We start from the raw sequence: 12,690 nt of genomic DNA, 5'->3' as shown, positions 1-12,690 counted from the left end.
AAGGAAAAATTTTGCAATATTTTGAACGTCATGACGGTGGTGAAAATGCCATTTTGGTACATCTTGACATTCGTGAGATGATTGACCCTGATGATTTAGAAGAGTTTCGCCTGCTTGTGCATTCTGCTGGGGCAAACGAGCTTGGTATCATCACAGGCACACGCAACAAACCACACGCCAAATACTTTGTGGGCACAGGTAAAGCGGACGAAATCGCCCAAGCGGTAGAGCAATACGAAGCGGACATTGTGATTTTTAATCATGATTTGACCCCAAGCCAAGAGCGAAACTTAGAAGCCTTGATGAAATGCCGAGTGCTTGACCGCACGGGGTTGATTTTGGACATTTTTGCTCAGCGAGCCAGAACTTATGAAGGCAAATTGCAAGTAGAGCTTGCCCAGCTGTCTCACCTTGCCACTCGTCTTGTGCGTGGCTGGACACACCTAGAACGCCAAAAAGGTGGTATTGGTCTGCGTGGACCGGGCGAAACTCAGCTTGAAACAGACAGACGGCTTTTGCAAATCCGAGTCGGTCAGCTTAAAAACAAACTGGATAAAGTAAAACAAACCCGCTCACAAGGGCGTGCCAAACGTCAAAAATCAGACATACCCACCATATCTTTGGTGGGCTATACCAATGCTGGTAAATCCACACTTTTTAACCGCCTAGCTGATGATAACATTTACGCTGCCGACCAGCTGTTTGCCACATTAGACCCCACTTTGCGTAAAGTCAAATGGTCAGGCGTGGGCAATGTCGTACTGGCTGATACGGTGGGTTTTGTACGTCATCTGCCCCATGAGTTGGTGGAGAGTTTTCATGCCACCTTAGAAGAAACCTTAGAAGCCGACTTGCTTTTACACGTCATTGACAGTAGCAGTCCTGACATGCACGAGCAAATTCATGCGGTTAATGCAGTACTTGGTGAAATTGGTGCAAGTGCTCCTGTACTATTGGTACACAATAAAATTGACAAAACCGATGAGTTACCTACCATTCACTACAAACAGATGGGCGTACCACACCGTGTTTATGTGTCCGCTCGTGAAAACCTGGGCATGGACAAACTCATCCAAGCCGTACAAGAGCTTTTGGTGGGTAGACTGTCTGATTTTACACTTACCTTACCCCATAATGCAGGACAATTTAAAAATGCGTTGTATGAATTGGGCGTGATTACAAACAGTCAATTTGATGAGACAGGGCATGAAATCCTAACGGTACATCTTGCCAAAGACAAATTAAAAGAGTTGCTTGGCAAATATCACCTAAATCCTTTTGATGTTTTGCCACCCCATCAAGCAACCAAGTTTTTGCCACAGTTGGAAGAATTTGAAAAGGCGGACGCACCACAAGATGACAAAGATGATAAGTTAGACCCATTTTGTTGATAAATTTTTATTTAGCTCATCTATCAAACAATCAGGGTTGGTTTGCAACAAAAAGTGCGTGCCACTGACAATGTTAAACGCCATATCATCAAACAATGCTTTAAACGCCAATCCTGCATTGATACCAACCAATTTATCATGACTGGCTGACAAATAAACACAAGGGATGGATGATTTTGGTAATTCATGGGGGATTTTGGCACAGGCGATATTAGACAGACGCTTTTTAAACAGTGGCAATACATCAGGCTTATCAATGATTACCAACACTTCACGAAACAATCCAATCAATTCATCATTTGCCCAATGACGAAATAATAACCACCCCAACAGTTTATTGGGTATCCAAGCCGTCCATATTGGGTGAAATAATTTCTCCCATTTTGCCATCACAGACGGACAGGTCAAAAATCCACCGATAATATAACTCTTGTGAATGTTTAATTCATGTTTTAATAAATATGGCACCAACAATGATGAATAAGACTCAAAAACAACAATAAATGGTTCATTACCAAAATTTGTATGGATAAATTTTATGATGTTATTGGCTTGATGGCTCAAATTTTGATTATCATCGGTATTAAAATCATAAATGGCAATATGCACATCAAAAGCACATATCTCCAATTTGGTCAAAAGTGGACGAAATAAAATCCCCGTGCCATCCATGCCTGATAATAATAACAAATTGTTCATATTTTTAATCATCAACCAAATTATTACTGGGTACTAAAACCAAATTTAACTTTAACCCCATATCATAGCCATTAAATCCAATGATGTTATTGTTTTTTAATTCTCCTTTTGCCAAAAATTCACTTAATGGCATTTGATTTTTATTATTTTCCACAAAGATTGTAAATTTATCAGATATGACAATTTGCCCTGTATTTTCGTTATAAACTGTACAATAAAAAGAATAAATGTCATTAGATTTTTGACAGTGATACCATTGTCCACCATCTACATGACCATGCCAAAACGCTTCTTTTGGTATGTTTTTATGGCGAATTGGGGGCTTAATGTCGGTTTTGTTTTCCTTACAACCTAATAAAATAATGATGATAAAAGTCATCATGAACAATTTCATAAATACGCCAACCTTTTAAAATACACATCTGTCATACAAATCGCTTTTCAGATAATTTAGCACGCCATAGATTAGTTAAGACTTATTCCCTTTCACGCCCAATATCAAACAATCTTTTCCCATTCTATCACAAAATACCGAACATTTATTTGATTTGGCTTTTTGTGGCTTGACCTGATGAGCGAACAATGCTTTAATAAAAGCCCATTTACCACAAAGACAATCATGAAATCCCCCTATCTCACCAAATCGCCCACCTTTTGGCTTGGTATGCTTGCCACCATTACCCTTGTTATTGGGGTGCGTGAGCTTGCCCTTGTCATCTGCACCGCTTTGGGAATGCCTACTGCCACCAACATTGTCGGTTTGGTGTCGCTATTTGGTGTGCTTATGGGCGTGCGACTGCTTAGGGGCGGTCTGCCACATTGGCTGTCATCATCAGCAAGCACCCTACTTGTAGATAGTGGGTTTGCGTTTTTGCCCGTGTCTGCAGGAACAGGGATTTTACTGTTTGGACTTGGGGCAGATTTATGGGCGGTATCGGCGGTCATTGTGATGAGCACTGTAATACCGCTATGGGCTTTTGCCAAACTTTCCGCCAAATGGTTGGCAGATGATACCAACAAGCAAGAGAGTCATTCATGAACGCTGAGATGTCTAGCACCACCGTTTTGGTGGCTTTTGTGGTAACACTCATCGCTCATATTGGGGCAAAATATGTGCTACGTTACATCAACCGCTATTTTCGTGGCATACCGATGATTATCATCGCCATTGTACTGACCTTGATTATCTTATTTATCATACAACTGCCTTATGCCACTTACTATGCTCACGCAAAACCCATCTTTGACCGCCTGTTAGGTTATAGTACGGTGTTATTGGCTGTGCCATTGGCAGGCATGGACTTTAAGGGTCTGCCCATCAAAAAACTCTCCATAATAGTCATGATGGCAAGTCTTGTGGGGGCATTCTTACCAATGGGGCTGGCGTACCTATTTGCCCTAAATATGGAGACGATTTTAGCATTTGCCACCCGCTCTGTTACCACACCAGTGGGACTGTCTGTTGCTCAAATCATCAACGCTCCTTTGGTGATGGCAAATCTCATCATCATTGTATCGGGCATTTTGGGGGCAGGGGTGTGTCGTATATTGTTCAAAAACATCACAGATGATAGAGCCAAAGGATTGGCACTTGGCTTAGTCGCTCACGCCATCGGCACAGTAGAAGCATGGAGCATCAGCCCCACCGCAGGGCGTTATGCCGCCTTTGGTTTGGCGATTAATGGGCTGGTTACTGCTGTTTGGTTGCCGATTTTTATCATGAGTTTTATACCATAGCCACACATCAGTTTTATCCAAAATCCAGATTAGCCATTGGCATGACTGCCCATTTTTTGCACCCAAAAATCAATAAATGCTCGCACATTTGCCCTTAAAAACGCCCTATCCACATATACCGCACATAATTGTGCAGATAAAATGTCATAATCCACAAGCAACCGCACAAGCTCACCTTTTGCCAAATCTTGCTCCACCAGCCAGCTAGGAGCATAACCAATCCCCACCCCTTGCCTAATCAGCTCAGCATTCATGGGCGTGTCATTGCTCATCATCACCGCATGGGGACGTATGGTGTGCGTGGTGTTGGCTGCCAGATGACGAACGCTCAAATTATCCATCTTGACATATGTGGGTAAAATAATATGATGGTCAATCAGCTCATCAGGCGTGGTGGGTGTGCCATAGCGTGCAAGATAATCAGGACTTGCCAAAAGATAAAAATCCACCACTGCCAAAGGGCGACTGATTAAAGTAGGCTTGGGGTCATGAGCAAGCCGCAACGCCAAATCAAAACCATCTGCCACCAAATCCACCATTTGATTGGACAAAGATAAATTTAGTACCACATCAGGGTATTTTTGCTGAAACTGTACCAAAATCTGAGCAACTTTTGGGTTAGCAAACCAACGTGGCATGGTGATTTTAAGCACGCCTTGTGGTCTTTCGGTCTCCCCTGCGGCTTGTAAGGCGGCATGATTGAGTACTTGCAAAGCGTATAATGACTGCTGATAATAAGTCTGCCCTGCGTCCGTTAAATGTAAGTTGCGACTGTTTCGGTGTAAAAGTTTTGTGCCAAGCTGTTTTTCCAGATGAGCCAAATGTTTGCTTGCCATCGCCACGCTGATACTAAGTGCATCAGATGCTTTGGTAAAACTGCCTTGGGCGACAATCTGATGAAAAACCTTTATGCTAGTTAAAGTATCCATGATGATAAGTACACAAAAATCTCATTATAGCATCTTTTCTTTTTAAGAAACAATCCATTCACTAAACGGCTGTTGTTTTATTCATCATTTGTTTTATAATAGGCGTGCAATTCACCAACAAGAGAAATCTTATGTCAAAAACTACCTTACAAACAGTCGCTCAAACTCGCCGTTCTGTCTATGCTCTTAACAAAACTTTGCCTGTTAGCAAAGACGACATCAACCAAATCGTAGAGCATGCCCTACTACATACACCATCAGCATTCAACTCTCAATCCACTCGCTTGGTTGTGCTACATGGTGAAGAGCATGACAAACTGTGGGAAATCGCCAAAGCTGAACTTGCCAAAATCGTTCCTGCTGAAAACTTTGCTGCTACCGAAGCCAAACTGGACATGTTTAAAGCTGGTGCAGGTACGGTATTATTTTTTGAAGACACCAATGTGGTTAAAGGTCTACAAGACAGTTTCCCTGCCTATGCTGACAACTTCCCCATTTGGGCTGACCACGCCAGTGCCATGACCCAATACGCCATTTGGACCACTTTGGCAAGCGAAAATGTGGGGGCAAACTTACAGCATTATAACCCTGTCATTGATGCAGAAGTTGCCAAAACTTGGAATATTCCTGAGTCTTGGAAACTAAGAGCTCAGCTTGTGTTTGGTGGCATTGTTAGCCCTGCTGGCGACAAAGAATTTGCTCCTGTGGCAGACAGAATGAAAGTTCACGGCTAATCGCTTAACACCACAATAAAGGCACGTTTGTGCCTTTATTTTTTTATAATTCACCAATCCCACACCAACCACTTATCCCATAAAATCGCCCCCTTTTCCCTTATCATTCCCCAACTGGTGAATTTGTGTTATAATTTAACCAATACATTTAAATTACCAGAAGACGATGTTAAATACACCTTTTAAATCCGCTTTGTGTTTACTATTGACCGCTTATGGTTTACATTCTGTGGCGTTTGCTGAAAACATCTATGCCTACAAAACAGGCGACAATCAGCAACTATTTTTAACCAACATCAAGCAAAACCAAAGTGGCAGCGAAAAATTTACCGAAATCAGTGTAACTTATTATCCCGATACCAAACTTCATAAGGGCGACATACCCAGCACCTACAACCCCAGCACCGCTGCCACGCCTAGCCGTAGTGCCAATCGTAACGCTTATGACCATCTGATTTTGGCATCTGCCATGCGTCATGGGGTGGACCCTGCACTCATCAAAGCGATTATCCATACCGAATCAGCGTTTAATCCTAATGCTCGCTCACCTGTCGGTGCCATGGGACTGATGCAGCTTATGCCCGGAACAGCTCGTGATATGGGTGTTGGCAATCCGTGGGACCCTGCCCAAAATATTGAAGGTGGCACAAAGTACATCGCATGGCTACAAAGACAGTTTAAAAACCGTGATTTTGTGGTTGCATCTTACAACGCAGGTCTTGGTAATGTGCGTAAATATGGGGGCATTCCACCGTTTCGTGAAACCCAAAACTACGTCAAATCCGTAAACAATCGTTATAGCAGTCTATATCGTGGCACCATTGGCAACAACCACACCCATCTTGCCATGAATGCCCCTGTTGTGCAAGCCACCCCCACTGCCATACCAGCACCCACAAATGTCCAAGTGCCGACATCATCAGGCGTGCAGACAGTGCGTGTTAGCTACACACCCGAAAACACCACAAATGGTGGCTCAGGACGCATTTTTATCAGTCGTGGCAATTAACTCAAAAGTTTAAAGCAAAAACGGTACAATCACAGGGGCTAAAAACGCTGTTAAAATCCCATTTAAAATCAGCCCCACCGTTGCATATGCCACAAATCTTGACCCCATTTGCATAACTCGTACCGTTCCTAAGGCGTGAGATGCTGTCCCCATTGCCAAGCCGTGAGCCATTGGACGATACGAACGCACCCAATGCAGCAGCCAAATCCCCATGACCTGTCCCACCACACCTGCAATCAGTACTGTCGCTGATGCAATCCCCACAACGCCACCTATTTTATCGGTAACTTCAATGGCAATTGGCATGGTAACAGATTTGGCAGAAATGGATATGATTGCCTGTGCACTACCTCCAAGAAGCTTAACAAGCCATACCCCAGATACAATACCTACAAGTGAACCTAAGCCCTGAGAGACAAGAATCGGCAACCATTGTGAGCGGATTTTTTGCCACTGCATATATAAAGGCACAGCAAGTGCCACCACCGCAGGTTGTAGCCAAAAGGTCAGATAACCGCTCGCTCTTTCAAAAGATTGCCAAGGAATTTGTAAAGACGTTAATAGACCAATCATCACCACCGTTGTTATCAAAGTTGGATTAATAAGTGGTGAATGTAGCTTGGTTTTTAACCAAACACAACTTTCAAAACACCCAATTAACAAAAACAATAATAAAAAAGGGCTGTGTAATAATTCACCAAATGCCATCATGATTTTTCTCTTTGTTGGGCATGGCGTTTTTGCCAAATCCGTAGCCATTCATAAGATTTACCTGTTACCACCAGCACCAAAAATGTACTAATAAGGGTGGCAAAAATCAGCACCCACGCATCACGGCGAATAATATCCAAATACTGCATGATGGAAATACACGCAGGCACAACCATCAACACCAAATAATCCAACAGCGTCTTAGCCAACGTTTGTACAGTTTTAAGTTTTACCACGCCTGACTGTAATGCCCCAAACAATATCAATAGCCCAATCACGCTCGGTGGTAAGGGCAAGTTTGTCAAATAAATAAAAATCTGCCCCAAAAACAAACAACCAAAAATCACCAAAAATGCCTTTAAAATCATCTTTATGCTCTTATTATTAAATATATGGGATATTTTTTTGAGATAATTTATTCTCTTGGGCTTGAATTTAATAAAAATAAGTCTTATTTACAACAACACATTGACTATTTATTGGAGTTTATCATGCCACACGTTAGTGTCAGCACCACCGAAGCAGCAAGACTTGCCAAACGCTTGACCAATCATTTTCGCCATAAAGTAGAAGTTACTGAGACTGATACAGGCTATCTTGTCAAAATGGCAGGGGCGGATGTGATTTTAAGCCCAAAAGATGATGAGCTGTACATTGAGTACACTCGCAACACTGCCACTGATAACCCAGAACGCCCCTACGATGAAGGCAGGTTACGCCATGTCATCACCGACCATTTAGACCGTATGGCAAACCAAAACTTTGTCTATGACTGGCAAGATTGACCTTGCCAGCTTGATGGTTATTGGATTTTTGTTTGGTTTTCTTGCAGATTTAACTCAACGCCCTGCCCCAACCCTTTGCCAATTTGCACACCCAAACGGTCAAAAACTTTGTGCACAGGGTCAGTGTAGGTATAATTGACAGAATGCTCAACATCTAATGATTTTTCTAGGGCAAAGATACTGCCTGTTTTATCTGCAAGACCTAACTCCACCGACTGTTTACCTGACCAAAATAATCCACTAAATATCTGATTTTGTTCAGGATTTTTTAGCTTATCGCCACGACCTTCTTTGACAGCATCAATAAAGTTTTGATGAGTGATGTCTAGTACTTGTTGGACGTGCTGGCGTTCACTGTCAGTCATGGCACGGTTGATACTCAAAATGTCTTTATACTCGCCTGCCGTCATGGTATTTGCCTTAATGCCTGTCTTGTTCATCAACTCTTGTATGTTATAACTTGACAAAATGACACCGATAGAACCAACAAGGCTTGATGGATTGACCCAAATCTCATCGGCTGAGCTTGCGATATAATACGCCCCAGATGCACCAACATCACCAATGACGGCATAAAGTTTCTTGTTGGGGTGCTCTTTGCGTAATTCCATGGCAGTTTGCCAAATCTCATCTGACTGCACAGGTGAGCCACCTGGTGAATTGATGGCAAGGGCGACCGCTTTGGCTTTGGGATTTTCAAAGGCATTGGTTAATGCTTCGTTAATATCACGAGCATTGGCGGGGGTATCATTGGCGATAACTCCATTGACTTCCACCACCGCCAAATGTGGTTCGTGCAAAGAAGTTGTCTTGGTGGCAGTACTACACCCACGCCCCATGAGTAATATCACACCAATCAAATAAGCAAACGTTAATAACTTAAAAAATATCCCCCAACGGCGAGTCTTTTTTTGCTCTTCTAAACCCGCCATGACTGCTTTTTCTAAAATTTGCCATTCACGTCCTGTGGGCGGTGTGTTATTTTGGGGGGTGTTGGGCGTTTTATTAGGATTTGGTGGCCATGCCATAAGACGTCTCACTAAAATAAAAATGCTTATTGTACTTCAAAATCGCCAAAGATGGTAGAGCAAGCACAAGGGACAATCTTTGTTTACCAAAACAAATGGTATTATTTATCACATCATTTAACGCAACTGCTTGGGATCAGTTATGATGTGTTGTGGTGAAAATTGCCTTAATACATCATCACTCATCGCTGATTTGGGGTGGCTAAGCCACAGGTGGGTAGGTTTGGGAGCGATATTTGGAGCATGGCACAGCATGGCATATAACTCCCATGCTCTTTTGTGGGTAGCACCGTTGATGATAAGCCTTATGGGTGCTTCATGCTGAACTGATGGCAAACTTATCGCTTGTGTACTATCAAACTCCAAGGTACAACCCCACACCGTCTCATCAGCGATTTGATGCCAACCTGTCAAAGCCCGTACTGACAAGCCATTACCTTGCCACAACTCACCTGCTGTGCAATTTTGGGCAGGAATTTGTGAGAGCAATTTACTTGCTTGCCAATACCGATAAATGACAATGTCTTTGCTAAGTCCTTGCACCACATCATTTAACGCATTGCTCGGAGTTTGCACCACCACGCCTGTTAAATGGTGAACACGATGCTTTTTTAGGACATCAATCAGCGTATTGGTCATGGTTTGGGCTTGCTGGGGTGATAAATGACCGCCAAAATCCCCCAACACCAGCCAATTTGCCTGATGATTGACACTACCCATATCAGCACCGCTTTGACGTATGAGTAGTCCACTAATATTAGAGTCATCAAGGACTGGCAGTATGGATAAATGCTGATTTGTTGGCTTATCCATTAGCACAAACGCCAATGCCAACATAGGTATGGTAGCATATTTCTTGCGAAGCATTGGTGCAACAAAAGGCAACAGCGATAAGCCCATCAACACAAGACCCACCTTACCCATGCTTTGATACACCCAGCTTGAACCAGCCACGCCATCAATCCAGCCTAGCAAGCCATGAAGCAGTCCCAATATACCAGCCGATACTGTCCACAACACATCCGACAGCCAAGGTGTTATCACAAATAGCACACCTGCCAAAAGATTGATTGGCACAATCACCATGCCAAACAATCCCACTGCAAACAAATTAATCACAAGCCCCCACAAAGAGACCTTACCAAACAGCCATAAAGACACAGGAAGCATGGCAATGAACAGCCAGCCTTGCAGTTTAATAAGTTTGGTCATCTGTGGTTTTAGTCCATCAGCTGATGTTTCATCAACACCATACTGCATCAATAGCCACACCGCCACAAACGACAACCAAAACCCCGCTTGCCACACCACATATGGGTCAAGCCAAATCATCACAAGTGCCACCCAAAACAGTGCGCTGACATTTGATATTGGCAATGCCAAATATCGCACTAATGCTACTGTCATCAACATATACACCGTACGCACCGCAGGCACATCAAAACCTGTAAATAATGCATACAGCACGCCCACCACAATCATCACAAACAACCGAATGGACGTGCGAGAGATTTTTGCATATAAAAATGAATATTTATCAGTCAGCCACACCATCATGTTTGCCAATATCATTGCCAAAAATACCACATGGGTGCCTGATATGGCAAGCAAATGACTGATACCGCCAAACTGATACAGCTCCTTGGTTTCTTTATCAATCAGCGACCTATCACCCGTTAAAAGACTTAGGGTAATGGCTTTATTTTGGCGGTCTTGGGGGGACAAGTTTTGCCAATCTTGATAAAAATGCTCTCGCAATCGCCATCGCCAATTTTCAAGCATGGGCACAATGCCCTTTTGGGCATCATCAGGCACAAACTTCCCATCAATGGCAAGTATTTTGGCATTAGCATGAATATGGCGAGTACGCAACCAACGATAACCATCAAAACCATCACCCGTAGAATGGTGAACAGGAGAGATAAGCAGTGTCATGGTGATTTTGGTATTGGGCTTTGCCCCAGACAGCACCGCAAACTCTTTTTTGTTGCTGGCAAATGCCGTCAAAAGTACTGTCATGGTTTTGGGCAAGCTAATATTTTGTGCAACATCATCGCCACCAAAGGGATTTGCGGTCGTTTTTGCATTATCAGCATACTTGTGAACATTATCCACAAGACGCAAATCACTCAAAACCGCCTTTTGGCGATAGTGCATTCCCATCGCTTGATGATATACGCCATCACTTATCTCGCCAATATGAACGGTGGCAGTAATGGTGTGGCTGTCTTTTGGTACAACACGTTCATGTTGGTTGCGTACATCCCACGCCTTTAACATAAACAGCAGCCCAACCACCATCATGAGTATACCACCCATCAAAAAACCAAGCCATCTGCTCAATTTTTGACTGGCGTACGCCATTTGCCAACATTGACGACATAAAAAAATACACCCGACCACGAGTGTACTTATGAATATATTCGCCCAAAAACCATCCACCAAAAATGTTTGGGTATCATCAAATGATGACCAAGGAGCATCCAAAACGCCCAAGACAGCTGCCACCACCAACCCAAAAAACAGCCAGTTCATGCCTATCCCAAGAGTCGTTCAAATAGTGGCAAATCATCGTGATAAGTCAGCTTGATGTTCATCCGAGAACCCATCACCACCGCCACACTTTGACCCAGATGTTCAAAACCACTGGCTTCATCGGTAATAAATACATCATTTTGACAAACAAACTGTAACATCTGTAACAGTGATTTTAGGCGAAACATCTGTGGGGTTTGGGCTTGATAAAGATGTTCACGCCCGACCGTATGGCAAACCACACCATCTTTGGCAAATTTTAAGGTATCTGCCACAGGCATTGCCAAAATCGCACCGGCACTTTTATCCAAGTCATCAGACAAATCGCCTGCCATCTCAATCAATCTTGACAAATCTGCCATCGGCAAACATGGTCTGGCCGCATCATGGATAAGCACCCAGTCATCATCTTTTGCCCCACAAGCTTTGATGTGTTCCACACCTGATTTAACTGACAAAAAACGTTCTGCACCACCTATGGCAAAGTGGATTGGTTTATCAAAATCAAAAACAAGTGTCTGCGCCACCTTATCATCACTTGCAATGACAAGTGTTAAATCCGTAATTGATGGGTGATTTAGGCAACAAACCGCATGTTGCAAAATGGTTTTGCCAGCGATGTAAAGATATTGTTTTGGGACATCTGCCCCAAAGCGAGAACCAACGCCTGCCGCCACCATCAGTGCATGAATTTTTGGCATAAAAATCTCTAAGGCTTACTCTCACCAAACACATCAATCGGTTCAGTTGCAGGTGCGACATCTGTGTCAATCACGCTTTTTTCATCAGCATACACTTGATTGGCGGTGGATAGTTGCACAAAAGTTTCGCCTTGTTTGATAAACCCAAGATTTAAACGAGCGTGCTCTTCTACCGCACCAAATCCTGATTTTAGGTCAGCAATATCCGCCATTAACACAGCATTTAAATGCTCTTGTTCGGCATTGATTTTTTGTTGCTTAGCGACTTCTTTTTGAAGTTTGGCAAGCTCATAATAACCCGACTCGCCATACCAATAATGATACTGCAACGCTACCAACCCCACAATCCCCACTAATGTCAATATCAAATACCCCAAAAAATTTGGGCTGATAAACATGGTTTTGTGTGGGGATTTGGGTGTTTTTTTCAT

15 protein-coding genes are annotated in these 12,690 nt (G+C 43.1%); 6 read left to right on the top strand and 9 right to left on the bottom strand.

All coding sequences use genetic code 11. From position 1 onward, the window contains the following. Positions 1-11 precede the first annotated feature (11 nt). Complete coding sequence (gene hflX / locus CEW93_RS03195) at positions 12-1,391, top strand: ribosome rescue GTPase HflX (RefSeq protein ID WP_089540597.1); 1,380 nt, start codon at positions 12-14, stop codon at positions 1,389-1,391. On the opposite strand, the gene CEW93_RS03190 is transcribed toward hflX, so the two are convergent. After that, positions 1,374-2,090: an alpha/beta hydrolase gene (locus CEW93_RS03190; protein WP_143822794.1), complete on the bottom strand. Its 717-nt coding sequence runs from the start codon at positions 2,088-2,090 to the stop codon at positions 1,374-1,376. The genes hflX and CEW93_RS03190 overlap by 18 nt on opposite strands. 4 nt (positions 2,091-2,094) lie before the next feature. After that, a complete protein-coding gene (locus CEW93_RS03185; protein WP_089540601.1) occupies positions 2,095-2,484 on the bottom strand; it encodes a hypothetical protein in 390 nt (129 codons plus the stop codon). Between the two features lie 225 nt (positions 2,485-2,709). Here CEW93_RS03185 and CEW93_RS03180 point away from each other — a divergent pair, with 225 nt between their 5' ends. After that, positions 2,710-3,129 carry a CidA/LrgA family protein gene (locus CEW93_RS03180; RefSeq protein ID WP_089540603.1) on the top strand — a complete coding sequence of 140 codons (420 nt, stop codon included), beginning with the start codon at positions 2,710-2,712 and terminating at the stop codon, positions 3,127-3,129. Continuing rightward, positions 3,126-3,827, top strand: coding sequence for an LrgB family protein (locus tag CEW93_RS03175; RefSeq protein ID WP_255503919.1), 702 nt, complete (start codon positions 3,126-3,128; stop codon positions 3,825-3,827). The genes CEW93_RS03180 and CEW93_RS03175 overlap by 4 nt, the downstream gene beginning before the upstream one ends. A gap of 29 nt (positions 3,828-3,856) precedes the next feature. Here CEW93_RS03175 and CEW93_RS03170 read toward each other — a convergent pair whose 3' ends face one another. Continuing rightward, positions 3,857-4,756: a LysR family transcriptional regulator gene (locus CEW93_RS03170; protein WP_089540606.1), complete on the bottom strand. Its 900-nt coding sequence runs from the start codon at positions 4,754-4,756 to the stop codon at positions 3,857-3,859. A gap of 131 nt (positions 4,757-4,887) precedes the next feature. On the opposite strand from CEW93_RS03170, the gene CEW93_RS03165 reads away from it, so the two are divergent. Further along, entirely contained in the window at positions 4,888-5,490 is a 603-nt protein-coding gene (locus tag CEW93_RS03165; protein WP_089540607.1) for a nitroreductase family protein, read from the top strand. Between the two features lie 166 nt (positions 5,491-5,656). Continuing rightward, on the top strand, positions 5,657-6,499 hold the full coding sequence (locus tag CEW93_RS03160) for a lytic transglycosylase domain-containing protein (protein ID WP_089540610.1): 843 nt from the start codon (positions 5,657-5,659) through the stop codon (positions 6,497-6,499). Positions 6,500-6,508: 9 nt separating this feature from the next. Here the strand turns inward: CEW93_RS03160 and CEW93_RS03155 are convergent, their stop codons facing one another. Both CEW93_RS03155 and CEW93_RS03150 read right to left on the bottom strand, forming a co-directional pair. Beyond that, positions 6,509-7,210 (bottom strand): LrgB family protein, encoded by a 702-nt coding sequence (locus CEW93_RS03155; RefSeq protein WP_089540612.1) that lies wholly within the window; start codon positions 7,208-7,210, stop codon positions 6,509-6,511. Further along, positions 7,207-7,578: a CidA/LrgA family protein gene (locus CEW93_RS03150; RefSeq protein WP_089540669.1), complete on the bottom strand. Its 372-nt coding sequence runs from the start codon at positions 7,576-7,578 to the stop codon at positions 7,207-7,209. The genes CEW93_RS03155 and CEW93_RS03150 overlap by 4 nt, the downstream gene beginning before the upstream one ends. A gap of 123 nt (positions 7,579-7,701) precedes the next feature. Here CEW93_RS03150 and CEW93_RS03145 point away from each other — a divergent pair, with 123 nt between their 5' ends. Beyond that, a complete protein-coding gene (locus CEW93_RS03145; RefSeq protein WP_186727880.1) occupies positions 7,702-7,995 on the top strand; it encodes a DUF2218 domain-containing protein in 294 nt (97 codons plus the stop codon). A 17-nt stretch (positions 7,996-8,012) separates the two neighbouring features. Here CEW93_RS03145 and sppA read toward each other — a convergent pair whose 3' ends face one another. From sppA to CEW93_RS03125, 4 genes are all read right to left on the bottom strand, one after another. Continuing rightward, entirely contained in the window at positions 8,013-9,023 is a 1,011-nt protein-coding gene (gene sppA, locus CEW93_RS03140; RefSeq protein WP_089540673.1) for a signal peptide peptidase SppA, read from the bottom strand. A 117-nt stretch (positions 9,024-9,140) separates the two neighbouring features. Continuing rightward, complete coding sequence (locus CEW93_RS03135; protein ID WP_089540676.1) at positions 9,141-11,558, bottom strand: ComEC/Rec2 family competence protein; 2,418 nt, start codon at positions 11,556-11,558, stop codon at positions 9,141-9,143. A 2-nt stretch (positions 11,559-11,560) separates the two neighbouring features. Next, positions 11,561-12,259 (bottom strand): 2-C-methyl-D-erythritol 4-phosphate cytidylyltransferase, encoded by a 699-nt coding sequence (ispD, locus tag CEW93_RS03130; protein WP_089540678.1) that lies wholly within the window; start codon positions 12,257-12,259, stop codon positions 11,561-11,563. 8 nt (positions 12,260-12,267) lie between these two features. After that, entirely contained in the window at positions 12,268-12,690 is a 423-nt protein-coding gene (locus CEW93_RS03125) for a septum formation initiator family protein (protein ID WP_222432712.1), read from the bottom strand.

The organism is Moraxella sp. VT-16-12 (genome assembly GCF_002224245.2).
Lineage (GTDB): Bacteria > Pseudomonadota > Gammaproteobacteria > Pseudomonadales > Moraxellaceae > Moraxella.
Note: the sequence above shows the minus strand (reverse complement) of the source record. Positions and strands in the feature narration are given on the sequence as shown.

Coding starts and splice junctions, on each gene's coding strand:
- CEW93_RS03175 (WP_255503919.1), top strand. CDS start 3,126: ATGAACGCTGAGATGTCTAGCACCACCGTTTTGGTGGCTTTTGTGGTA.
- CEW93_RS03145 (WP_186727880.1), top strand. CDS start 7,702: ATGCCACACGTTAGTGTCAGCACCACCGAAGCAGCAAGACTTGCCAAA.
- CEW93_RS03185 (WP_089540601.1), bottom strand. CDS start 2,484: ATGAAATTGTTCATGATGACTTTTATCATCATTATTTTATTAGGTTGT.
- CEW93_RS03190 (WP_143822794.1), bottom strand. CDS start 2,090: ATGAACAATTTGTTATTATTATCAGGCATGGATGGCACGGGGATTTTA.
- ispD (WP_089540678.1), bottom strand. CDS start 12,259: ATGCCAAAAATTCATGCACTGATGGTGGCGGCAGGCGTTGGTTCTCGC.
- CEW93_RS03165 (WP_089540607.1), top strand. CDS start 4,888: ATGTCAAAAACTACCTTACAAACAGTCGCTCAAACTCGCCGTTCTGTC.
- CEW93_RS03150 (WP_089540669.1), bottom strand. CDS start 7,578: ATGATTTTAAAGGCATTTTTGGTGATTTTTGGTTGTTTGTTTTTGGGG.
- CEW93_RS03160 (WP_089540610.1), top strand. CDS start 5,657: ATGTTAAATACACCTTTTAAATCCGCTTTGTGTTTACTATTGACCGCT.
- CEW93_RS03135 (WP_089540676.1), bottom strand. CDS start 11,558: ATGAACTGGCTGTTTTTTGGGTTGGTGGTGGCAGCTGTCTTGGGCGTT.
- sppA (WP_089540673.1), bottom strand. CDS start 9,023: ATGGCATGGCCACCAAATCCTAATAAAACGCCCAACACCCCCCAAAAT.
- CEW93_RS03180 (WP_089540603.1), top strand. CDS start 2,710: ATGAAATCCCCCTATCTCACCAAATCGCCCACCTTTTGGCTTGGTATG.
- CEW93_RS03170 (WP_089540606.1), bottom strand. CDS start 4,756: ATGGATACTTTAACTAGCATAAAGGTTTTTCATCAGATTGTCGCCCAA.
- CEW93_RS03125 (WP_222432712.1), bottom strand. CDS start 12,690: ATGAAAAAAACACCCAAATCCCCACACAAAACCATGTTTATCAGCCCA.
- CEW93_RS03155 (WP_089540612.1), bottom strand. CDS start 7,210: ATGATGGCATTTGGTGAATTATTACACAGCCCTTTTTTATTATTGTTT.